Raw genomic sequence first — 23181 nt, 5'->3', positions numbered from 1 at the left:
GAGGAGGACCTAAGTGCAGTTAGCAGTTATTGTGCTCGCGGCTGGTGAAGGTACCAGGATGCGCTCCAGCTTGCCCAAGGTGCTCCACTCGATTGCAGGGTTACCGCTGATCGGGCACGTGCTCTCCACCGCCTTTGCTTTGACGGCTGATCATGTCGTGACTGTTCTGGGGCATCAAAAAGATCTTGTTTCTGAATTTATAACTGAGCATTTTCCTTCAACTATCGTGACCGAACAAGGTCCGACCCCAGGCACCGGTGCCGCCGTAGAAGCAGGACTTGCTGCTCTACCCAAAGGCTTCAAGGGTGAGGTTTTAGTTTTGTCCGGCGATGTGCCGCTGCTGGATGTAACAAGCATTTCCGAATTAGTTGAGATGCACCGAGACTCATCAAACGCCGCCACGCTGATAAGCACGATTTTGGATAACCCGAACGGCTACGGTCGAATTCTGCGGTCGCAAGAAAGCCTGATAGGAATCGTCGAGCAAAAAGATGCCAGCGAGTCAGATTTATTGTTGACCGAGGTGAACGCTGGAGTTTATGTTTTTGACCGGGACCACTTGGACAATGCCCTTTTGAATGTCACCACAAAAAATGCTCAAGGCGAAAAATACCTGACCGACGTGGTTTCAATCATGCTTGAGCAAGGTCAATCTGCCTCTGCACATCCGATAAATGACCATTGGCTGGTTGCCGGCATCAACGATCGTCACCAGCTCTCTCAGGTTGCGGCTGAGCTGAACTCAAGAATTGTCAAGGCTTGGCAGCTTGCCGGAGTAACCATAACTGAGCCGGCTACAACCTGGATAGACGTGACTTGTCAACTTGGAACAGACTCTACGTTGCTGCCAAGCACCCGATTGCATGGGCTTACTCAAATTGGAGCCAAGGCGACTATCGGACCTGACACGACAATCACTGACAGTTCGGTTGGTCAAGGCGCGACTATTTCCAGATCGCAGGTTTCATCATCCGAGATCTTGGACAACTCCAGCGTGGGGCCATTTGCATTTATCCGACCCGGAACTGTTTTGGGAGCCGAGGGAAAGATTGGCGCATTCGTCGAGGTTAAGAATTCCGTTATCGGACCGGGCGCTAAGGTTCCTCACCTCAGCTACGTGGGTGATGCTTCAATAGGAGAGGGTGCCAACATTGGCGCCGGAACTATTTTTGCCAACTACGACGGAGTAACTAAGCACCGCACGACAATTGGTGCGTTTGCCAAAACGGGCAGCGGCAACACCTTTGTCGCACCGGTGACTATTGGAGATGGCGCGTACACAGCCGCAGGTTCCACTATTCGTCGGAACGTTGAGTCTGGGGCGTTAGCATTGAACCCGGCGGCACAGAAAAATCTTTCCGGTTGGGTGTTAGCCAATCGACCGGGGTCAAAATCAGCGAGAGCAATAAATCTAGATACGGAGTAAAAATGGCAATCGAAAAAGCCGCCAGAAAGCAATTAGTAATTGCATCGGGAAGAGCTCATCAGGCTCTGGCTCAAGAGGTTGCCGACATTCTAGAAACCGAGCTAGTTCCTGTAACGGCCTACGACTTTGCAAACGGTGAAACTTTCGTTCGATACGAAAGAAGCGTTCGCGGCGTCGACGCTTTCATCATTCAGGCCCACCCTGCACCTATAAACCATTGGCTCATGGAGCAGTTGTTGATGGTTGATGCAATGAAGCGTGCTTCGGCCAAGCGCATAACCGTAGTTGCACCGTTTTTCCCTTACGCCCGACAGGACAAAAAGCACAAAGGCCGTGAGCCAATTTCGGCAAGACTGGTCACTGATCTTTACGCGACCGCTGGCGCGGATCGCCTAATGTCCGTGGACTTGCATGCTCCGCAGATTCAAGGTTTTTTCAATGGCCCGGTGGATCACCTCTGGGCGCTTCCGTTACTTGCAGACCACATCGCGGAGACTTTTGGTACCGATAACTTGACGATAGTCTCACCAGACTCCGGTCGCGTGAGAGTGGCTGACATTTGGGCGGATCGCCTCGGCACCCCCCTTGCGATTGTCCACAAGCGTCGTGACCCAGATAAACCAAATCAGGTTGAAGTCAACGAAATCGTTGGAGATGTTGCTGGCCGGGATTGCCTGTTGGTTGACGACATGATTGACACGGGCGGCACTATTATTGCCGCAGCCAAGGCACTGAAAGCTAAGGGCGCCGCGCGCGTTATTGTTGCCGCCACGCACGCAGTTTTCTCACCGCCCGCTGTAGAGCGCCTCAGCGATGAAGCAATTGACTCAGTCGTGGTCACTAACACTCTTCCGGTTACGCCGGACAAAGAATTCAAGACGCTAACCGTGCTGTCCATAGCTCCGCTAATCGCAAAGGCAATAGCGGCAGTTTTCTACGACGACTCTGTTAACTCACTGTTTCCCGGACACTCGTAGATTCCGTTTGTGACATCTCGCCTAACAACTTTTGATGCGGTCAGCATCGGGGTCGCCTCAATGCTCGGAGCTGGCGTTTTCGTTGTCTTTGGTCCGGTTGCCGACCTGACCGGGAGCTTAATGCCCTTGGCTATTGTGTTGGCAGGGCTCGTGGCCTATCTCAACGCCGGCTCAATCTCACAACTTGCAGCTAAAGTCCCGAAAAGCGGCGGAGCTTACTCCTACGCCCGCCACTACCTGAATCCAACCTGGGGCTTTCTTGCGGGCGCTAGCTTCCTAGTCGGCAAAATTGCGTCCAGCGCGGCCATCGCACTTGTGGTTGCCGAATATGTGTCAGCTGAAAACCTTATTCCCTTCGCTCTCGGTGCCGTGTTGATCATGACGCTTATAAACATTGCTGGGATTAATCGCACCGCTCTTGGATCAAAAGTATTAGCCGGCATTACTTTGTTATTTTTCGCTGTCTTGATAACAGCGGCGTCATTTGCGCCCGCTGCAAGTCCACCTCTAGCAGCAGGTTCAATCTTAAATATTCCGAGTGCAGCGGCGATAGTGTTTTTTGCCTTCGCAGGATATGCCAGGGTCGCAACTTTGGCCGGCGAAGTAGCGAATTCCGTTAAGTCGGTCCCCAGGGCCATAGCTTGGTCACTGGCAATCGTAGGGACGATATATCTAGCCATCGGCATGTTATTGCCGCAAAAACTTGGGAGAAATTTGGAGGGGTCGTTAACTCCGATAGCGGATCTAGCCGCTGTCAGTTTGCCGAATCTCAACTCGAATTTTGTAGCCATCTTCGCGGCATTGGCTGGACTCGGGTCATTACTTGCCTTGTTGGCAGGCATGACAAGAACGGCAGCTGTAATGGCCGATGATGGCGAACTCTCAAGGGTTTTTCGCATCCGCCTAAAAAATGGAGTTCCGATTGTGGCAGAAGTGGTTATCGCTTTGTTTGTCGGCATTTTGGTGCTTTCCGGAAGTGTCGTTCTCACCATCGGGCTGTCATCTTTTGCGGTGCTCAGCTACTACGCGATAGCCAATTTGGCGGCCTTCAGGCAACCGAAGCCTGAAAGCGGAAGGCCGAAGTGGCTAAACCTCATCGGGCTTGCCAGTTGCTTGCTTCTGGCACTGAGCGTGCCAGCGCAGGGACTGATAGTGGGGATAGCTGTTTTGGCCTTGTTGCTATTTCTAAGGTGGGGCTTGGTAAAGCTTCGCTAACTCGGCTAAGCTTTGGGAAGTTCAGCGGCGAGGGGTACAAAAAGTATCCGTAATCGACGGGGTCCCTTTCCTCGCCTGTAATTTGAAGAGGAAACGATGTCTGAAGTAAAAATTGTTGCGGAATTCCGCGAATCATTCGGCAAAGGCGCAGCGCGTAAACTTCGTGCTGCCGGCCGCACCCCAGCTGTTATCTATGGTCACGGCCATGACACCCGCCACATTCATCTTCCGGCCCACGAGGTTGCTCTTGCGCTGCGTGTTAAAAACGCTCTGCTGGAGCTGACTATTGCTGGCAAGTCGGAGCTGGTTTTGGTGAAGAGCGCGTCAAAGGATCCCTTCACTCAAGTAATTGAGCACGTCGACCTAGTAGAGGTCAAAAAAGGCGAGAAGGTTCACGTTGAGATTCCAGTTCACATTATTGGCGAGACAATGAGCGGAACTGTCCTAGATTTCGAGCACAAGACTGTCAAGGTGGAGGCTGAGGCAACTCACATTCCTTCCTTCATCGAGCTGCACATTTCCAAAGATAACCTTGCGGGTCACCACTACTTGGTAAGCGACTTAATCGTGCCGCAAGGCGTGATCATGGAGCTTGAGAGCACTGAGCTAGTTGCATCTGTAGTCGAGACCAGAGCTGGAGTGGCTGATGAAGAATCTAATACAGAAGCTACAGCTGAGGGCGAGGCCACTGAAACAGCAGCCGCAGCCACAGCCGACGACGCAGCAGCAGAGTAGTACTTGGTTGATAGTCGGTCTCGGTAACCCCGGGTCCGACTATAAATCCAACAGACATAATGTGGGTCAGCAGGCTCTAGAGGTCATGGCCTCCCGGTTTGGGGCCGTATTCAAGACTCACAAGTCCGTGGCTCTAGTTGCGCAGGCTAAAACAACTAGTGGCGATAGCTTGTTGCTTGTGAAGAGCACAGGTTTTATGAACCTATCCGGTGGGCCTGTAGCTGCCGTCGCAAAATTTTATTCGGTCCCAACTGACAGAATAATTGCTATTCACGACGAACTGGATTTCGAGTTCGGTGTCATCCGGAAAAAGTTTGACGGCGGACATGCCGGACATAATGGCCTGAGGGACATCAGCGCCAAATCCGGTTCGGGCTATCACCGAGTTCGTTTCGGGATTGGGCGCCCGCCAGGGTCAATGCCAGTGGCTAGTTTCGTATTGCAGGATTTTTCGACTACCCAGAAAAAAGAGCTCCCCGTGCTGATCGAGTTGGCAGCAGATTGCGTTTTCGAGATTCTGCAAGCAGATTCCAAATAGACTTGAGCCCGTGACCCTGGGCCCATTACTTCAAGCGGCGGCTCTGTCGCACTCGCTGGCACAGATTGCCAAGTCAAAGACCGACCATTTTTACGCTCCATCCAAATCCAACTTCTTGGCGTTGGCGGCTCTAGTGCAGTCTTCGAGCAAGCCGATCGCAATCATTACTTCAAGCTCCAGGCAGTCCCAGGAGATATCCGATGCACTAGTTCAGATGGTCGATGAAATTGAAGTTATTGACTTTCCATCCTGGGAGACATTGCCCCATGAGCGGTTATCGCCTTCTGCAGAGACGGTCGGAAAGAGACTCCAAGCTCTCCACCGGATGAATCAGTTTTCCGCTAATAATCCCAAGCACAAAGTGGTCGTCATGATCTCTATCAGGGCAGCCCTGCAACCGGTAATCGGGGGCTTGGAAGACCACCCACCATTTGAAATGACCAGGGGCAAGGACTACTTGCTGCCAGAACTTGCTCTCAAGCTAATTGAGATTGCCTACGAGCGCGTTGACATGGTCACCAGACGAGGCGAATTCGCAATCAGGGGTGGAATTTTGGATATTTTTCCAACCACCGCGGAGCACGCCGTTCGGCTTGAATTTTTTGGGGATGAGCTGGAAGATATTCGTGAGTTTCAAGTCGCTGATCAGCGATCGATAGCAGTATCTCTCTCAGCTATCGAACTTTATCCGGCCAGAGAGATGCTAATTACTCCGGCGGTTGCTTCTAAGGCCCGGGAAATGGCTTCAGAATTTCCAGGGCTTAGCGAGATGCTTACAAAAATCTCGGAGGGTATTCCGGCTGCGGGAATGGAATCCCTGGCTCCAGTGCTGGCCAAAAAGCTAGGACCGTTGACGCAATATTTACCAACAGCGACATTTGTACTGCTAGACCCGGAGTTGATTAGTTCAAGGGCCAAGGCTTTAGCCGACACAAACGAGGAGTTTTTGCACGCCGCTTGGGACACGGCAATCGCGGGTGGCAGTGCCCCGATTGACTTATCGACCGGCGGCTTTCTTGAACTAACTGTGTTGTTGGATGCAATTCGTAAAACTAACCGACTCGTCGAAATTAACTCCCTACCGCAAGATCACTCCATTGACCTTGGCCTACGGGAGATTCCAACCTTTCAAGCAGGGGGCGCTGTCACCGATTGGATTATTGATCAGTTGGCGCAGTCGCAAAAACTTGTTATTACAGCCAAGGGCCACGGCACGGCCGAGCGGATAGTGGAAGTTCTATCGGGCCTCTCTATTCCTGTGTCTCTAAGCGAAATAGTCAGAGAACCAACTAGCGGTTCGGTGATGGTTGTGGTGGCCGATTTACCTCACGGGTTCTTCGTTGCAGATCAGAATCTTATTGTGATTACCGAAACAGAGTTTTTTGGTGTCGCATCGAGTTACCAGACTTCTAATTCACGCAAGCTTGCTAAGCGTCGCGGACCTCAGGTTGACCCGTTGACCTTGAAGCAGGGTGATTATGTCGTTCATGAAATACACGGCATTGGCAGGTTCAAGGAGCTAGTACAGCGCGACAATCGTTCCCAGGTCAGGGAGTACCTAGTTATTGAATATGCCTCTCCAAAACGTGGCTATCCGCAAGACACTTTGTTTGTGCCGACCGACCAGTTGGATTTTCTATCGCGATATGCCGGTGGTGAAGCCCCGGTTCTATCGAAGATGGGGGGCACCGATTGGGCAAGAGCCAAGGGGAATGCCAGAAAAGCTGTTCGGAAAATAGCTATTGACCTGGTGAAGCTCTATTCGGCTCGCATGAAATCGAAGGGGTATGCCTTTGGTCCGGATACCGAATGGCAACGAGAACTAGAAGAAGCATTTCCTTTTCAAGAAACCCCCGACCAGCTGACAACAATCGATGAGGTCAAAAGGGATATGGAGAAAGACATCCCGATGGATCGCCTTCTGGCCGGTGATGTCGGTTACGGCAAGACTGAAGTGGCGATTCGAGCCGCGTTCAAGGCAATTCAAGACGGCAAGCAGGTCGCCATGCTCGTGCCAACGACTCTGCTGGTTCGTCAACACATGCAAACTTTCAATGAGCGCTACGGCGGATTTCCAGTTAATATTCGAGCTCTTTCCCGCTTCCAAAGTGCGAAGGAGATTAAAACCACTCTCGCCGAGACAGCTTCCGGCGCAGCGGATCTAATTATTGGAACTCACCGACTTTTGTCTAGCGGGGTCCAGTTCCGAAACCTAGGGCTAATAATCATCGACGAGGAGCAACGCTTCGGCGTCGAGCACAAGGAAAAGCTCAAGGAGCTCAAGCACAATGTCGACGTCTTGGCAATGAGCGCAACTCCGATCCCAAGAACCCTTGAGATGGCAGTAACGGGAATCCGCGAGATGTCCACTCTAGCCACCGCCCCCGAGGAGAGGCACCCTATTCTCACTTTCGTTGGCGGGTATTCAGAGAAGCAAGTGGCTGCCGCAATCAGAAGAGAGATGATCCGTGAGGGTCAGGTTTTCTTCGTCCACAATCGCGTCGCGACCATTGAAAAAGTTGCTGCGGACATCCGGAAACTAGTTCCGGAGGCCAGGGTCGCCATGGCTCACGGCAAAATGCCTGAGGCCGCGCTCGAGCAAGTGGTCATTGATTTCTGGGAGGGCAAATACGACGTACTGGTTTCGACAACAATTATTGAAACTGGCATTGACATTCCGAATGCCAATACTTTGATTGTCGATCGGGCTGAGAATTTTGGCTTGAGCCAGCTGCATCAAATTAGAGGGCGAGTTGGTCGCTCTAAGGAGCGCGCGTACGCGTATTTTTTCTACGATCCGTCTAAAACCCTGAGTGAAACGGCTCACGATCGACTTGCAACAATCGCTACGAACAATGAACTCGGTAGTGGGATGCAGATTGCCATGAAAGATCTAGAGATCCGAGGGGCGGGGAACATGCTCGGTGGAGAGCAGTCCGGTCACATCGCTGGAGTTGGATTCGATCTTTATCTCCGAATGATCTCAGAAGCCGTAAGCGAGTTTCGGGGGGAGCCAGTCAGTTCTCCTGCTGAACTGAAGTTAGAGATCCCAGTCGATGCTCGCATTCCGCCGGAGTATCTGGATAGTGAGCGATTGCGACTCGAGGCTTATCACAAGCTTTCGGCGGCAAGCTCAAGTAAAAGCAGCCGCAAGGATCTAGACGCAATTCTGGCTGAGCTCGAAGATAGATTTGGCAAGGCGCCGGAGCCCGTGATCCAGCTACTGCAGGTGACCGAACTGAGGCAGCAGGCGAACCGGCTTGGGCTGAAAGACGTGAACCTACTCGGTGTCCAGGCGAAGCTGTCTCCAGTTGAGCTTTCCGATGCCAAGATGGTGGCACTGAGTCATAAGTTGCCTCAGCTTCGCTATCTTCAAAGCTCCAAGCTTCTGAGTGTTCCAATGCCGATTTCTCAGGGCTTGGAACCAATTACCAGCTCAGAGGTGATTGACTGGCTATGGCAATTACTCGCGATTGTATTTGAGGAGTCTCTTGGAAAAGCTACAGAGCTTAATTAAGACCGCCCACCAGCTTCGGGCTCCAGGCGGTTGCCCTTGGGATGCCGAGCAAACTCATGGCTCCCTGGTGCAATACCTACTGGAGGAAACTCACGAACTAATTGAAGCGATTGAGTCTGGCAATAGAGATGAAATCCTTGAGGAATTAGGGGACGTGCTCTACCAAGTCCTATTTCACGCTGATCTTGCAAGTCAGGGGAGCCTCGGGGAGCCCTTTGATCTGGAGGATGTGGCTCAAAAAATGGAAAACAAAATGATCTCGCGCCATCCACACGTGTTTGGCACGGCTGAGGACAAGGAAAAATACCTCGCTGAGACTGGCGAAGATGTAGTCAAAAACTGGGAATCTCATAAAAAACTAGAGAAGCCAGGTAGAACCAGTATTTTGGACGGCGTTCCTCAGGCAATGCCCGCTCTAGCCCTGGCAAGCAAAGTCATGGGCAAGGCTGAAAAGGCTGGAATCTTAGAAACAAGCGAAATACCCACAATCCCTATGGAAACAGAGGAGCAGCTTGGCAAGCTCTTGCTCGCAATAGTCGCTAGCGCTAGGTCAGTTGGACTAGACCCCGAGCGAGCACTGCGAGAAGCGAATCGCGAATTGCAAGCCGAAATTCGAGCATCGGAATTACAGGGGGACTTTGACGCGGGTGTCGTTGCTTTTCCGACTAGCTAAAAAGTGCTTCGAAGTCGTTAAAGCCGGCATCTAGAACTTCTGAGGGGGTTCTCGGGTCGTCAGTCTCAGCCCACCAAATTAGTATCGCCACTGATGCCGATAGCATCGCGGCGGAGACAGCTTTTGCTCGAAGCTTTTCTCCACCTAAACGGGAAACTGCATCCTCCAAAACCTGCCTTGCCAGATCCAGTTGCCCCTGGCCCCAACCGTAAACCTCGGGGGAAGAGCCAATCAGCTTTAGCCTGAGTCGAACGGTTTCGAGAGAATTGTCGGCCAGATGCATTGTCTCAACCCAGGAGCCATGCAGCAGCTTAACCACGCTAGAAGACGAGTCATTCAATAAGTTCTTCTCTAGCTCCGCTCTGAAAAGATGCATCCCACCCCAAACCACTGCGGCCTTCGACGGGAACACTCTAAAAAGATTTGAACGAGAAATTCCTGCAGCCTCCGCAACCTGATCCATTGTGACTTGGTCGATGCCGTGTTCGCTGAACAGCCGAAGGGCTGTGAGCCCAACTGCTTTGGGATCTGTAGTTACCGGACGGCCTCGTCCTAGTTTCTTGGCTTCTTCTGGCATGGCCCCAAGATTATCAAGACAACGCTAGGGAAGCCGATAGATTTTCAAGATAGCCGCGGTTTAGGGAAGTAGATAATTACCAGTCTGTGCCAGACTTTCAACGTGGCTAATCAAGTGAATCCCCCGCGCGGAATGCGCGACATCCTTCCGGAAGACAAGGTCTTGCGGGAACGTCTGATTTCGAGTGTCCGCCAGGGCTACCTGGCGAGAGGCTTTCAAGAAGTAGAGACGCCTGCACTCGAGGATCTATCAAGGCTTACCTCGGGCCAGGGCGGCGATAATGAGAAGTTAGTTTTCCAGGTCCTAAAGCGCGGTGACGACCTTGACGCCGCAATCAGCTCTGGTTCCGGCCTAGCCGATTTGGGCTTGCGCTTTGACCTAACGGTTCCGTTGACCAGATATTTTGCAACAAACCAGGCCGTCTTGCCAAGAGTGTTCAAGGCAATACAAATTGGTCCAGTGTGGCGGGCGGAAAGGCCTCAAAAGGGTCGGTACCGACAGTTTCTCCAGTGCGACATCGATATTATCGGCGATTCAAGCATTTTGGCCGAGGCCGAACTTCTGTCGGCTTCCCTTGTGGCGCTTGCAGAACTGGGGCTCGATGAGGCGATTATCAGAATTAACCACCGTGAAGTTCTAACCGAAAGCATTGCAAAGATTGGCGTCCCCAAAAACGAACAGCTATCTGCCATGGTCACGATAGACAAGTTGGACAAATTAGGCATTGATGGCGTTATTGCGGAGCTGGGCGAAAAATTCGGGAAGTCAGTCGCGAACGCAGGCTTTGAGTGGCTCTCGAACTTAGATCAGAGCCGGTTCCCCGAAATACTCCAGCCTCTTGTTGATGCCATGGGATCTTTGGGCTCCAGGATTCGCTACGACGCAAGCCTTGTTAGGGGAATGGGCTACTACACCGGAGCAATTTTCGAAATAGAGCACCCGCTTGCATCCTCTTCGATTGGCGGAGGAGGTAGGTATGACACCATGGTCGGAAAATGGTCCGGGACCGACGCTCCGGCAGTCGGTATTTCCCTCGGCATTGAGCGCATTATTGAGCTTGCGAGTTTGCCGAAAGAACAAACCTCTAGCCTGGTACTGATGATCGATTCCGAGGCAATAACTGGGCAAGCATTGAGCATTCAGAGTGAACTAATCGCTCAAGGCTTTAGATGTCGAATCGAGTTTCGACAAAAGAACTTCAAGGTTCAAATGGCTTCGCTGACCAAGCAAGGGTTTGAAAAGTTTGCTCAACTCGACTCCGGCACTGTCAGTGCAAGTGACCTTGATATTCGCGTGATCGACTAACTGACTAAACTCTTTTTTGAAACCAGCGCCGCTTTCGTAACTGCAGCATTTTTCTATTCACGCACAGCTAAGGAGACATCTTGTCAATCATCACTGCGATCGGTGCCCGCGAAATCCTGGACTCTCGAGGCAACCCAACGGTTGAGGTTGAAGTACTTCTTTCGGACAATTCATTCGGCAGAGCCGCAGTCCCTTCTGGCGCATCTACCGGAGCCTTTGAGGCTCACGAATCTCGTGACGGCGATAAAAATCGCTACCTTGGTAAGGGCGTCCAGAATGCCGTTAGGGCAGTGGTCGAGACTCTAGATGAGGCACTTTTAGACTTCGACGCCACCGATCAGCGAGCAGTTGATTTGGAGTTGATGCGAATTGATGGAACCGCAAACAAAGCCAAGCTAGGCGCTAACGCTATTTTGGGTGTCTCACTAGCAACCTCAAGAGCCGCAGCTGAGTCAGTTGACATGCCTCTGTACCGTTACTTGGGAGGCTCAAACGCCCACGTTTTGCCAGTTCCACTTATGAACATAATCAACGGTGGTGCTCACGCGGATAACGGTGTTGACATACAAGAATTCATGATTGTCCCACTAGGTGCTGAGTCATTCTCTGAGGCACTGCGATGGGGCGCTGAGGTTTACCACACACTCAAGAAGTTGCTAGCCGAGAAAGGTTTGGCAACCGGTTTGGGCGATGAGGGCGGTTTTGCTCCTGACCTTCCGACCAATAGGGCGGCCTTGGATCTTATTTCAGAGGCGATCGAGTTGGCCGGCTACAAGCTCGGCACGGAGATCGCACTTGCTCTGGATGTCGCCTCTACTGAGTTCTACGATGAAGCAACCTCCAGCTATAACTTCGAGGGTGCCAAGAAAACAGCCGGCGAAATGGTCGCTTACTATGCGGAGCTTTTGGAGAACTACCCTTTGGTCTCAATCGAGGACCCTCTTGCCGAGGATGATTGGGCTGGCTGGGCGAGCATCACCAAGGAACTTGGTGAAAAAGTTCAGCTGGTGGGGGACGATTTGTATGTTACAAACCCAGCGCGCTTGCAAAAGGGAATTGATATGGCTGCGGGCAATGCGATTTTGGTGAAGGTTAACCAGATCGGAACTCTCACCGAGACAATGGACGCCGTCTGGCTCGCACAGACTCACGGAATGAACGCCATTATTTCTCACCGTTCCGGAGAGACCGAGGACACCTACATTGCAGATCTTGCCGTTGCAACCAACGCCGGCCAGATAAAAACCGGTGCGCCGGCAAGATCAGAGCGAGTTGCTAAGTACAACCAGCTTCTAAGGATTGAAGAGGAATTAGCCGAGTCGGCCAAATATGCAGGACGCTCAGCCTTTCCTAGATACCGCGACTAGCCCCGGGGCAACGTGTTTTCTGTCGGTATAGCTCGTATTATCAAATAGTTATGGCTACAAATTCACGCGAGTCAAAGGTCCCGGTGGCATTGAGCCAGGGGAGAATTCTTCAGCGAATGCTGAGGCTGAATAGCGTGTCGGTGAGCGTGATCCTTGTAATCATTCTTGGCACTTATCTAATCTCCCCAGACGTCCAGAGTTACCTAAACCAGCGTCGAGAAATAGTGGAGATGGAGCAGAGCATCCAGCTTGCTGAGGACGCTGTGGTGGACATGCAAGCAGAACGGGACCGCTGGCAGGACCCCGTTTATATTCGCTCACAAGCCAGAGATAGGCTTTATTACGTGCTTCCAGGAGAAGTGTCGTACCTGGTGATGGACTCAGAAGGTCTCGATTTTTCCGATACTTCAAATACCCTAGGAGCGTTGCTTGCCCAGCAGCGGAATGCCGATGAGATAAGCCTTGAGGTTTCAGCGGCGAAGGCTAATTGGGTGGATTCACTCATGGAGACTTTGCTGCGCTCGGCAATGGAAACTCCGGTCGAGGAGTAATAAGTTTGGTGCTTGCAAAAGATATTGATGAGGTTTCCAGGCAGCTAGGCAGGCCGGCAAGGGGAATATTGGAGATAGCTTGCCGCTGTGTTTGCGAGCGTCCACTTGTGGTCAAGACCTCGCCTAGGCTCGACGATGGCACGCCGTTTCCAACCCTTTACTACTTGACGCAACCCGCGGCTACTGCCGCAATTTCAACCCTAGAGGCATCGGGTTTTATGGCTGAATTACAATCGGAGATGGCGATAAGCGAGGATTTACAAGCCGCTTATCTGTTGGCGCACGAGTCCTATCTGGCCGAGCGTGATGAGCTAGAAGTGGTTGAGGAGCTGGCTAATTTTTCAGCTGGAGGTATGCCAGAGCGAGTGAAGTGTCTTCACGCCTTGGTTGCGCATTCGTTAGCGAAGGGTCCGGGCGTGAACCCAATGGGTGACGCTGCCCTCGAGGCCCTTGAGTGGTCCCCTGAGGTTTGCAAGTGCAGTTAGCTGCAGGGATAGCGGCAATTGCAATACTGGGTGCAACCCTCGCTCCATCGGATCACTGGTGGCTTTTGGAGCTAGGGGACAAGGTCGGTCAGCCTCTGGGTGGAGAAGGGGTAGTCGTAGCGGTCATTGACACCGGTATCGATGTTACCCACCCTGATTTGACATCGACAGTTATTGGCGGAGCGGACTTTTCTAGGGTAGGTACACCTGAAGGAACGACGCCGGTGGGCTCCAGCGGTTACCACGGCACGATGGTGGCGTCCCTAATTGCGGGCCAAGGACTAAAAAGCGGAGGAATCATTGGAATAGCACCCGGTGCGAAATTGCTCTCGGTTTCTGTCGGCTTGGGTGTTGAATCTAGTGACACTGACGCTCAAATAGCGGCCGCAATTATTTGGTCGGTAGACGCCGGTGCGGATGTTATAAATCTGTCTCTTAGTCGTAACTCGCGCTCTTGGCCAATAAGTTGGGACACCGCGTTTTTATACGCCTTTGAAAATGACGTGGTAGTCATTGCCGCAAGCGGCAATGACTCGGATGGCAACTACCGTCCAGCGGCTCCAGCAACAATTCCGGGGGTTATTTCCGTAACCGGACTAGATCGAGACCTTGAGGCCACCCGCCTCTCAGGAACAACCGGTATCGACGTGACACTAGCTGCCCCTGGGGCCGGTCTTTTTGGGAGTTATCCGGAGAATCAAATTGCCGGTTGGTCAGGGTCTTCGGCCGCCACTCCGATAGTGAGCGGCGTTGTTGCGCTTATGAGAGCAAAGGATCCTGAAGCTAGCGCAAATGATATAGTTTTTCGACTGATCAATACCACTCGAGACTTAGGAGAGCCTGGGTTCGATGAAGTTTACGGATTTGGCTTAGTTGATCCGACATCTGCCATCGCATCGGCATTGAGGGCAACGACAAACCCACTCGGCTCACTGAGTTACTGGGCATCTCTTTATCGAGCATCCGTAACAGCTGAGCCTGAAGGTTCCAATCTCGTTACCCCGATTGCGCCAGAGAGCTTTTTAGGTGCGCCAGAAGCCCAAAACTCTCTTCAATCACAAGCTTCCCAAGCATCCTGGTACTTAAACCCGCTACTCTATTTATTGATAACGCCCGCGGCACCGTTGCTCTGGTTGGCACTGCGCAAAAGACGCAATGAGGGCCAGGGTAGAAAAATACGAAAGTAACCAGCGCAAACATAATGACTATTGCGAAACTGAACTCCAAGACCCCTAATGCTGTGGCCGAAAAAATATTTGATCCAAAGCCGAAGCAGCAAATACTCATCATTGGTGGCGGCTATGCCGGCTTCTACACTGCCTGGAAGCTCGAGAAAATCTTAGGAAAGAATGAAGCAGAAATAACGCTTGTCGATCCGCTCCCATACATGACTTACCAGCCATTTTTGCCAGAGGTGGCGGCGGGCTCAATTGAGCCGCGCCACGTTATCGTCTCTCACCGTCAGCATTTGAGGAAGACCACACTCATTGCCGGAAGTATGACCAAAGTGAACCACAAGCTAAAAAAGGCAACAGTAAAGATTCCTGGTGGCAAGAACCGAGTTTTGGAATATGACCAAATAATCATGACGGCTGGTGCCGTAACCAGAACCTTCCCGATCAAGGGCGTTGCCGAAGAGGCAATTGGAATCAAGACGGTTGAAGAGGCCGTTGAGATTCGCAACCGCATGGTCGGAAACTTTGAACGTGCGGCAGCCCTGCCCAAAAACAGCAAGTCACGAAGTCGGTTGTTGACAACCGTGGTCGTCGGGGGAGGCTTTGCTGGAGTGGAAGCTTTCGCCGAACTTCTCAGCGCGGCGACCGCATTGGTGCGCTACTACCCTCAGATTGATTTTGAGGAAATCGAATTTCACTTGATCGAGGCAGCCGGACGAATCATGCCCGAAGTTTCCTTGAAAACTTCGCTCTGGGTGATAGCCAACCTCGAAAAGCGCAACGCGAAAGTGCACCTGAACACGCAGCTTTCCTCAGCTGAAAAGGGTCTAGTCACCTTGTCTACTGGAGAGTCGATGGAGTCGGATTTGATTATCTGGACCGCTGGCGTTGCCGCCGCACCGATTGTTAAGAACTCCGATTTCCCATTGGATGACAGATTTCGAATTGCTGCTAACACTAGATTGCAAATTGTCGATGGTGAAAAAGTTGTTGTAGGGGCTTGGACCGCCGGGGATGTAGCCGCTGTTCCAGATACGACCGGTGGTGGTGTCGGAGGCTACTGTGTTCCAAACGCCCAGCATGCAGTCAGGCAGGCAAAGCTTTTGGCCAAGAACATCGTCGGAGACATTCGAGGAGAAGCGCCTCACGATTATCACCACAAGAACCTCGGGGCCGTTGCCGGATTGGGTATTGGAGTTGGTGTTTTCCAGTCTGGAAAAATTGGGCTAACTGGTTTTGTGGCATGGATTGCGCACCGCGGCTACCATGGGCTAGCCATGCCAACCTGGGAACGCAAAATTCGCGTTGTCTCCGGCTGGTTCTGGAACATTTTCCTGGGCCGCGACCTTTCAAGTGTCGAGGCAATGCGCAACCCACGATTATTTTTTCAAACCTGGGCTGCCAAAACTGGAAAGTAATTTCTAGGACAAAAAACTTGGGAGACCTCCTTGGTATTTTGTCCTTTGCCCCGATAGCCCAATGGCAGAGGCAGACGACTTAAAATCGTCACAGTGTGGGTTCGAGTCCCACTCGGGGCACCAGGTTTGTCAGTCACATCACAGCAAAAGATCATAAGATTTTGACTCTGGACAGTAAGGAATAACGTGGATATTGCAATTTGGGTCGTAATCGGAGTAGTAGTACTTTTAGGTCTATTCCTATGGGTGACATACAACGCGTTGGTAGCCCTCAAGGTTCGGGTAGATGAGGCCTGGAGCGACATCACTGTCCAGCTCAAGCGCAGAGCAGATTTGATCCCCAATCTGATTGAAACCGTCCGAGGCTATGCGTCCCACGAAAAAGAAGTTTTCGAAAATGTAACCAAAGCGCGAGCTGCCACCGTCTCGCCCGAGGCGCTCGAGCACCCAGCTCAAGCAGGAAAAGCCGAGGGGGCCCTTCAGGGAGCCTTGAAGAGCCTTTTCGCGGTCTCAGAGGCGTATCCAGTGCTCGTAGCGTCTACTAACTTTCTTGAGCTGCAGCGAGAGCTTACCGATACCGAAGATAAGGTCATGGCGGCCAGACGCTTTTTCAACGGCGGAGTGCGCGAACTAAATACGAAAATCTTGCAGTTCCCAAATAATGTTTTTGCTTCAAACCTAGGTTTCTCTGAGCGTGAGTTCTTCGAGGTTGAAGACCCCGACGCCATTGCAGAGCCGCCTACAGTTAAGTTCTAAGCGCCATACATGTACTCGGCGATCGCCAGAAATAAACGAAATACCGTATTTATAATCACCGGTTTCATTGTGCTCCTCGGTGGCATCGCCTTTCTCTGGGGCGCTTACAGCGGCAACGGGTCCAGTGCGATTTTTATCGTGGCATTTGCCATCGTCTACGCATTGATCCAGTACTACGCCGGCTCCCGAATAGCGATTGCCGTGAGTGGGGCCAAGCAAATTGAGAAAACAGATAATCCAAGATTGTGGAACATAGTAGAGAATCTAAGCATCTCACAGGGCATGCTGATGCCCAAGGTGTACCTGATCGAAGACGCCGCTCCAAACGCCTTTGCTACCGGAAGAAATCCCGAAAACGCAGTCGTTGGAGCTACGACCGGTTTGCTGGAGATCATGGATGACAACGAGCTTGAGGGCGTCATGGCCCATGAGATGGCTCACGTGAAAAACTATGACATTCGCGTCTCTATGATTGTTTTTGGACTGATTTCTGCCGTCGGCCTACTGGCAGACATAGCAATTCGCATGTCCTTCTATTCCAGAATGGGAAACAATCGCAACAGCGGTCAACTTGGATTGATTCTCGTCTTAGCAGGGGTTGTCGGAATGATAATCGCTTGGCTAATTGGACCTCTGGTTTCGGCTGCTGTGTCTAGACAGCGTGAATACCTGGCTGACGCCTCCGGGGTTGAGATGACTCGTTACCCAGATGGCCTGGCCTCGGCACTGGTTAAGCTCGGTGAATTTGGAAAGCCCATGAAGCGTGCAAACTCCGCCATGGCGCACATGTACATAAATGACCCCCTTAAACCCGGGTTCGTGGAGCGCGCATTCTCAACTCACCCCCCGATAACTAAGCGAGTCGAAAGACTCAAGCAAATTGGTAGGAGCTTCTAAATCACTAGACTTCTACTCATTCTTAGATTTTGAGGTTTCCCAATGGCAGCAGTTGAACCAATTACGTTAGAGCAATTCGAAGATGCTCAGCAGACCATCAGCGATGTTGCTGTGAGAACTCCGCTACTCAAGAGCGACTGGCTAAGCGAATACATCGACAGTCCGGTGTTTTTTAAGTGTGAAAATCTGCAGAGAACCGGCTCCTTTAAACTCCGCGGTGCCTACAACATAATTTCGAAACTATCGCCCGAGCATCGAGCTCGGGGAGTGGTGGCAGCATCGGCCGGAAATCATGCACAGGGCGTTGCTTATGCCGCCAAAGAGCTTGGAATTAGCGCCACCATTTTTATGCCGGTTGGCGCGTCACTTCCTAAGTATCAAGCAACCCTAGATTTCGGCGCCGAGGTTATCCTGACTGGCCAGATTGTGGACGAAACAATGAAGGCTGCTCGGGAGTTCACCGAGAGATCAGGGGCGGTATTGATTCCTCCTTTTGACGACAGAGACGTAGTGATTGGGCAGGGCACCGTGGGGCTTGAAATCCTCCAAGACCTTCCTGATGTCGACAACATTCTGGTGTGCTTGGGCGGAGGAGGGTTGGCTGCCGGCGTCGCAACCGTCGCCAAACTCATGGCGGAAAAACGCGGAAAAAAGATAAACATTATTGCAATACAGGCCGAAGCAGCAGCGGCTTATCCAGTGTCCCTTGCAGCAGGAAAACCGGTTGCGATAAAAATGTCGCCGACAATTGCAGACGGAATCGCCGTGGGCAAGCCTGGTCAAATTCCGTTTGATCTTATAAGCCAGTTCGTCGACGAAGTAGTTACCGTTACCGAAGACGAGATGGCTAAGGCCATGGTCATTGTCATGGAGAAGTCAAAGCTGGTAGTCGAGGCTGGTGGGGCTGTTGGAGTTGCGGCAATTTTGGCGAACAAGGTCAAACTATCCGGGACGACTGCGGTAATACTTTCGGGTGGGAACATCGATCCATTGCTATTGCAGCGAGTGATCCGTCACGGGTTGGCAGCTTCTGATCGATACACGAACATAGCCGTAATGCTTCCTGACCGTCCCGGACAACTTGTCCTTACTGCGCAGGCCGTAGCAGACGCCGGAGCTAACGTTGTAGAGGTTCTTCACACAAGGCACGGTGATGGCCTTCAAATTAGTGAAGTTGAATTGGAGCTGAGCATCGAAACGCGTGGGAAGTCTCACCGCGACGAGGTCTTCGAGTCGCTGAAAGCAGCGGGCCTCAGCCCGAGAATGACTGAAGACTAAAAGTTAAAGTTTTTTAGACCGGAAATTTCGACTGCTATTTCCTTACCGTTTGGCGCATTAAAGCTAACGGAGCTCCCAACTTTTTGCCCCATGACCGCTTTGCCAATCGGTGAATCTGGACTGTAAACGTCGAGATCACCCTCGTCGATTTTCGCTTGAAATTCAGTCCCGTCAAAGACCTCATTGCTGCCCAGGTAAAACTCCATCGGAGAACCGTTTAGATTGCAGCTAACGACGAGGCCCTGTTTGACAACCCCATCCGAAGGGTCGGCCTCGCCGATCTCGGCATTTCCGAGCATGTTTTGAAGTCGGTTGATTCTGGATTCCAGTTTGCCTTGCTCTTCTTTGGCGGCGTGGTAGCCCCCGTTTTCTTTCAGGTCGCCTTCTTCGCGGGCTTCTTGGATTTTGCGGCTTATCAGCCCCCGCTCAACTGTCATAAGTTGAGTGAGTTCAGCCATGAGCCTGTCGAAGGCTGCCTGGGTAAGCAATAGGTCGTCGCTCATAAAAATCTCTTTCAGGTATTAAAACAGCTCGCCTAGCGAGCCATAAATACTCTAACGCAGCCGGCACTCGTCGACCAAGCCTGTTACGGCCATCGAATAGGTATTGAGATTTATGGTGTACCGGTTGGTTGTGGTTTCGGAAGGTCCAAATTCATACTCCGCCCAGCCAACAACTCCGAAGCTGTTATCTAAGGCCTCAAAGGAGCAGACAACAACTGCTTCAGCTGGTTTACTAAGCTCAAAATCGACTTCGGTACGCCAATCTGAGAGCACCCGGAATCCCACGTCGGTGCTTGTAACCGGGGAGTAGTTCGCCAGCGCAAAGTATCCAGCCATTGCGACCAGGCCAGCCACCCCGAGTACAGAAAGCACCCGATTTCTAATCGGGTTATTTGGTTTTTTAGCGCCGTAGCGCTCAGCCAGGAGCTCTTCATTTGTTGTCATCGTGCGAAAAGTTTAAGGCACAGGTGGAATACTTGAGTAATGGATTTCTTGCTAGCGATACTTATCGAAGTTACTGCCACTCCAATCCCAGTGCCTGACGACACTTACAACTCACCTGGCCTTATCGGCTTTATCGTTACTTTTTCAGTAGCCGGTATCGCCGTGGCTCTAATTTTTGACATGAACCGCAGAGTTAGAGACACTCGCTATCGCACCGAAATCAGGGCAAAGCTCGCAGCAGAAGAGCTGGGAAACATGGAGATCGCCAAGCCGGATCGGCCGGAGCCTCCTATGAGGCCGAAGCGATCGAGCCCACAAGAGGGTCCAGACCAATAAGTAGACATGCGGTCCAGTGGCAGAAGAAAGCCGCAACTGTAAGGGCATGGAAAATCTCGTGAAAGCCAAAGTGCTTCGGAGATGGGTTAGGGCGCTTTAGACCGTAGAACACGGCTCCCAGTGAATAAAACAGTCCACCAACAATTACGAGCGTCATCATGACCCAGTTTGTTTCAAGAAAATCTGGAACGAATAGAACTGCTATCCAGCCCATTCCCAAGTAAATCGGAACGTACAGCCACCTGGGCGCATTGATCCAGAAAATTCTAAATCCAATTCCCAGAAGCGCTGTTGACCAGACTGCGGTCAATAGCCAGACGCCTTTGTCGGCGACTAAAGCGGTGACAGCCATCGGGGTGTATGTTCCCGCGATCAACAGGAAAATGTTTGAGTGATCGATACGCTTCAGGACAACCTTGGTAACTGGCCCCCAGTTGAAGCGGTGATACAGGGCAGAGTTTCCAAACAGCAAAACAGAACTAGCGAAGTAGATCGCCGCAGCAGTTTTGGCTTGCCAGCCGTCGGAAAAGACAATCAGCAGAACTCCGGCAGCGATTACGAACGGTAACACTCCGGTATGAATCCACCCTCTCCAGCTCGGCCGGAAATCGTCTTGAGTGACGGAGCCCTTGAGCCCGTTGAGTGGTATGTGAAGAGGGTCCGGAGAATCTGACTTTGCCATGTTCTTAAGGCTAAGGCATCGACTTGTTTCGGGTAGCATTAAAAATGTGCAAAATTTGCTATACGGCCTTTATTCCAAAGTTCTTGAGCGGAACCTGAGCAAAGAGGATATGCCCAAACATATTGGCGTGATGGTTGATGGAAATCGACGTTGGGCCAAAGTCCAGGGCTTCGAGGCAGCCGGCCAAGGTCACGCGGCCGGGGCAAAAAAGATTATCGAGTTTTTATTATGGTGCTCCGATCTGGGCGTGAAGCACGTGACTCTGTACTTGCTTTCCACCGACAACCTCAAGGGCAGAACTAGTCAAGAGCTGACCGAACTTCTGGATATCATCGTTTCAATGAGTGAGGAGTTGGCGGATATTGGGCTCTGGAAATTGCAAATGGTAGGCGATAAAGAGGCACTTCCTGCGTCAGCGATTGGGCGTTTAGAGGCTGTTGAAAAAGCGACCAATAGTAATTCTGGAACGCATGTGAACCTTGCGATCGCTTACGGGGGGCGTAAGGAAATAGCAGATGCCATGCGGGATATATTGCGGAAGCATTCAAAAGACGGGAGTACCGTTGATCAGCTTGCTGAGGTAATGACCCCGGAGCTGATTGCGGAGCATCTCTACACCGGCGGCCAGCCAGATCCCGATTTGCTAATTAGAACCAGCGGTGAACAGCGCCTAAGCGGTTTCTTGCTTTGGCAAAGCGCCAATAGCGAGTTTTACTTTGCAGAGGCTCTTTGGCCAGATTTTCGGAGAGTCGATTTTCTGCGGGCGCTTCGAGACTTTCAAGGCAGGCATCGCCGCTACGGAAGTTAGCAATTAGTTAGGTGAACGATTTGATTTCCGGCGTGTCTTTTTACGACTTGCGAAAAACGCAGGTCTAGATTTAGAAAAAGGTTCACACCGATAGGAGCTAAATTGGCAAATACCTCAGGCCCCAGGACGAATTCGAAAAACAAAGCCGGAATTGAGCCTGAGGCGGTGAGCCCAAGAGCCAAGAAAACCAAGGAACATACACCAACCGCTGTAAGGACATTCGTCCTTGACACCTCTGTGCTGTTATCCGACCCCAAAGCAATGTTCAGGTTTGCCGAACACGAAGTTGTTTTGCCAATCGTGGTTATCAATGAGCTTGAGAAAAAACGGAACGATTTAGAGATTGGGTTCTTCGCAAGAAAGGCGCTGCGCCTTCTGGATGACCTTCGAAAAAAGCACGAGCGACTTGATTTCCCTGTTGAAGTAGGCGACGGCGGTACCTTGAGGGTAGAGCTGAACCACATTGAGCAAAGCATTTTGCCAACGGGGTTTCAGTTGGGGGACAACGATTCCCGCATTTTGGCCGTAGCGGCAAACCTTCAAAACGAGGGTTTCCAAGTGACGCTCGTCTCCAAGGATCTTCCGATGAGAGTAAAAGCCTCATCTATCGGCCTGAACGCTGAGGAGTACCTTCACGAGCTGGCAACCGATGAGTGGAGCGGTATTGCCGAGGTGTCGCTTTCTGGCGATGACATGGCAAACCTCTACGACAACGAGGAATTAGTCCATGAGTCGGCCAAGGAGTTGCCGATGAACACTGGTCTGGTTCTGGTCTCTGAAAGAGGAAGTGCCCTGGGTCGAGTTAGCGAAAACCGCACTATCCGTCTAGTCAAGGGCGATCGAGACCTTTTCGGTCTTCATGGCCGCTCGGCAGAGCAAAGGCTTGCCATTGATTCATTGCTGGACCCGGCAATGGGCATCGTGTCTCTGGGGGGACGCGCGGGAACAGGAAAAAGTGCTTTGGCTTTATGCGCGGGCCTAGAAGCAGTTTTGGAAAGACGCCAACACAAGAAGATAATGGTGTTCCGCCCACTCTACGCCGTGGGTGGTCAGGAGCTAGGCTACCTGCCCGGCTCCGAGGCCGAGAAAATGAACCCCTGGGCCCAGGCAGTTTTTGACACCCTCGGGGCGCTGGTTTCTAAAGAGGTAATCGAAGAAGTCATGAATCGTGGAATCCTCGAGGTTTTGCCGCTTACTCACATTCGCGGTCGATCGCTCCACGACACCTTCGTAATCGTCGATGAAGCACAGTCGCTTGAGAGGAACGTTCTACTGACAATGCTCTCTCGGATTGGTCAAAAATCCCGCGTTATTTTGACTCACGACGTGGCTCAACGCGACAACCTAAGAGTTGGAAGGCACGACGGAGTTGCGTCCGTTGTAGAGAAGCTAAAAGGCCAGTCAATCTTCAGTCACATAACTTTGACCAGGTCCGAGCGAAGCGAAATTGCAGCGCTAGTAACCGAGCTACTTGACTAACACCTGGGGATAACCCAGAACGGCTCAAGCAGTTTGGTT

At 51.8% G+C, this 23181-nt stretch carries 23 protein-coding genes and 1 tRNA gene; 20 read left to right on the top strand and 4 right to left on the bottom strand.

What is annotated here, in order from left to right:
* Nucleotides 1–13: 13 nt before the first annotated feature.
* The 7 genes from glmU to ABXT50_RS05050 all read left to right on the top strand — a co-directional run bounded on the left by glmU (nt 14) and on the right by ABXT50_RS05050 (nt 9081).
* Nucleotides 14–1426: a bifunctional UDP-N-acetylglucosamine diphosphorylase/glucosamine-1-phosphate N-acetyltransferase GlmU gene (gene glmU / locus ABXT50_RS05080; RefSeq protein WP_415273803.1), complete on the top strand. Its 1413-nt coding sequence runs from the start codon at nt 14–16 to the stop codon at nt 1424–1426.
* Between the two features lie 2 nt (nt 1427–1428).
* Entirely contained in the window at nt 1429–2403 is a 975-nt protein-coding gene (locus tag ABXT50_RS05075; RefSeq protein WP_415273802.1) for a ribose-phosphate diphosphokinase, read from the top strand.
* Nucleotides 2404–2412: 9 nt separating this feature from the next.
* The gene (locus ABXT50_RS05070; RefSeq protein WP_415273801.1) at nt 2413–3618 is read left to right on the top strand and encodes an APC family permease; all 1206 of its coding nucleotides are present in this window, start codon (nt 2413–2415) and stop codon (nt 3616–3618) included.
* Nucleotides 3619–3714: 96 nt separating this feature from the next.
* Nucleotides 3715–4353, top strand: coding sequence for a 50S ribosomal protein L25/general stress protein Ctc (locus ABXT50_RS05065; RefSeq protein ID WP_415273800.1), 639 nt, complete (start codon nt 3715–3717; stop codon nt 4351–4353).
* 7 nt (nt 4354–4360) lie between these two features.
* On the top strand, nt 4361–4891 hold the full coding sequence (gene pth, locus ABXT50_RS05060; protein ID WP_415273799.1) for an aminoacyl-tRNA hydrolase: 531 nt from the start codon (nt 4361–4363) through the stop codon (nt 4889–4891).
* Nucleotides 4892–4901: 10 nt separating this feature from the next.
* Nucleotides 4902–8408 (top strand): transcription-repair coupling factor, encoded by a 3507-nt coding sequence (mfd, locus tag ABXT50_RS05055; RefSeq protein ID WP_415273798.1) that lies wholly within the window; start codon nt 4902–4904, stop codon nt 8406–8408.
* Nucleotides 8383–9081: a MazG family protein gene (locus tag ABXT50_RS05050; RefSeq protein ID WP_415273797.1), complete on the top strand. Its 699-nt coding sequence runs from the start codon at nt 8383–8385 to the stop codon at nt 9079–9081. Before mfd ends, ABXT50_RS05050 begins: the two co-directional genes overlap by 26 nt.
* Here ABXT50_RS05050 and ABXT50_RS05045 read toward each other — a convergent pair.
* Complete coding sequence (locus ABXT50_RS05045; protein WP_415273796.1) at nt 9074–9658, bottom strand: TetR/AcrR family transcriptional regulator; 585 nt, start codon at nt 9656–9658, stop codon at nt 9074–9076. The two genes, ABXT50_RS05050 and ABXT50_RS05045, sit on opposite strands and share 8 nt — an antisense overlap.
* 102 nt (nt 9659–9760) lie before the next feature.
* Here ABXT50_RS05045 and hisS point away from each other — a divergent pair, with 102 nt between their 5' ends.
* The 10 genes from hisS to ilvA all read left to right on the top strand — a co-directional run bounded on the left by hisS (nt 9761) and on the right by ilvA (nt 18890).
* Nucleotides 9761–10963 (top strand): histidine--tRNA ligase, encoded by a 1203-nt coding sequence (gene hisS / locus ABXT50_RS05040; protein ID WP_415273795.1) that lies wholly within the window; start codon nt 9761–9763, stop codon nt 10961–10963.
* Nucleotides 10964–11043: 80 nt separating this feature from the next.
* A complete protein-coding gene (gene eno / locus ABXT50_RS05035; protein ID WP_415273794.1) occupies nt 11044–12330 on the top strand; it encodes a phosphopyruvate hydratase in 1287 nt (428 codons plus the stop codon).
* 50 nt (nt 12331–12380) lie between these two features.
* On the top strand, nt 12381–12881 hold the full coding sequence (locus ABXT50_RS05030; RefSeq protein WP_415273793.1) for an FtsB family cell division protein: 501 nt from the start codon (nt 12381–12383) through the stop codon (nt 12879–12881).
* Between the two features lie 8 nt (nt 12882–12889).
* Nucleotides 12890–13366, top strand: a complete 477-nt coding sequence (locus ABXT50_RS05025; protein WP_415274815.1) for a DUF501 domain-containing protein — start codon at nt 12890–12892, stop codon at nt 13364–13366.
* Nucleotides 13357–14553 carry a S8 family peptidase gene (locus tag ABXT50_RS05020; RefSeq protein WP_415273792.1) on the top strand — a complete coding sequence of 399 codons (1197 nt, stop codon included), beginning with the start codon at nt 13357–13359 and terminating at the stop codon, nt 14551–14553. Before ABXT50_RS05025 ends, ABXT50_RS05020 begins: the two co-directional genes overlap by 10 nt.
* A 14-nt stretch (nt 14554–14567) precedes the next feature.
* Nucleotides 14568–15959 (top strand): NAD(P)/FAD-dependent oxidoreductase, encoded by a 1392-nt coding sequence (locus tag ABXT50_RS05015; protein ID WP_415273791.1) that lies wholly within the window; start codon nt 14568–14570, stop codon nt 15957–15959.
* A 47-nt stretch (nt 15960–16006) separates the two neighbouring features.
* Nucleotides 16007–16082, top strand: a tRNA-Leu gene (locus ABXT50_RS05010).
* 63 nt (nt 16083–16145) lie between these two features.
* Nucleotides 16146–16715, top strand: coding sequence for a LemA family protein (locus tag ABXT50_RS05005; protein ID WP_415273790.1), 570 nt, complete (start codon nt 16146–16148; stop codon nt 16713–16715).
* A gap of 9 nt (nt 16716–16724) precedes the next feature.
* A complete protein-coding gene (locus ABXT50_RS05000) occupies nt 16725–17612 on the top strand; it encodes a M48 family metallopeptidase (protein WP_415273789.1) in 888 nt (295 codons plus the stop codon).
* Between the two features lie 42 nt (nt 17613–17654).
* Complete coding sequence (ilvA, locus tag ABXT50_RS04995; RefSeq protein ID WP_415273788.1) at nt 17655–18890, top strand: threonine ammonia-lyase; 1236 nt, start codon at nt 17655–17657, stop codon at nt 18888–18890.
* Here ilvA and greA read toward each other — a convergent pair.
* Together greA and ABXT50_RS04985 are read right to left on the bottom strand one after the other, a co-directional pair.
* On the bottom strand, nt 18887–19393 hold the full coding sequence (gene greA / locus ABXT50_RS04990; RefSeq protein ID WP_415273787.1) for a transcription elongation factor GreA: 507 nt from the start codon (nt 19391–19393) through the stop codon (nt 18887–18889). The genes ilvA and greA overlap by 4 nt on opposite strands.
* A 51-nt stretch (nt 19394–19444) precedes the next feature.
* Nucleotides 19445–19837, bottom strand: coding sequence for a DUF4307 domain-containing protein (locus ABXT50_RS04985; RefSeq protein WP_415273786.1), 393 nt, complete (start codon nt 19835–19837; stop codon nt 19445–19447).
* A 39-nt stretch (nt 19838–19876) separates the two neighbouring features.
* Here ABXT50_RS04985 and ABXT50_RS04980 point away from each other — a divergent pair, with 39 nt between their 5' ends.
* The gene (locus ABXT50_RS04980; RefSeq protein WP_415273785.1) at nt 19877–20173 is read left to right on the top strand and encodes a hypothetical protein; all 297 of its coding nucleotides are present in this window, start codon (nt 19877–19879) and stop codon (nt 20171–20173) included.
* Here the strand turns inward: ABXT50_RS04980 and trhA are convergent.
* A complete protein-coding gene (gene trhA / locus ABXT50_RS04975) occupies nt 20127–20855 on the bottom strand; it encodes a PAQR family membrane homeostasis protein TrhA (RefSeq protein ID WP_415273784.1) in 729 nt (242 codons plus the stop codon). The two genes, ABXT50_RS04980 and trhA, sit on opposite strands and share 47 nt — an antisense overlap.
* Before the next feature lie 46 nt (nt 20856–20901).
* Here trhA and ABXT50_RS04970 point away from each other — a divergent pair, with 46 nt between their 5' ends.
* Nucleotides 20902–21663: an isoprenyl transferase gene (locus ABXT50_RS04970; protein ID WP_415273783.1), complete on the top strand. Its 762-nt coding sequence runs from the start codon at nt 20902–20904 to the stop codon at nt 21661–21663.
* Nucleotides 21664–21813: 150 nt separating this feature from the next.
* Complete coding sequence (locus ABXT50_RS04965; RefSeq protein ID WP_415274814.1) at nt 21814–23142, top strand: PhoH family protein; 1329 nt, start codon at nt 21814–21816, stop codon at nt 23140–23142.
* Nucleotides 23143–23181: the final 39 nt, after the last annotated feature.

Source organism: Aquiluna sp. Uisw_065, from assembly GCF_047731275.1.
In the GTDB taxonomy this organism is placed as follows: Bacteria; Actinomycetota; Actinomycetes; order Actinomycetales; family Microbacteriaceae; genus Aquiluna.
This window is presented reverse-complemented; position numbering and strand designations above follow the sequence as displayed.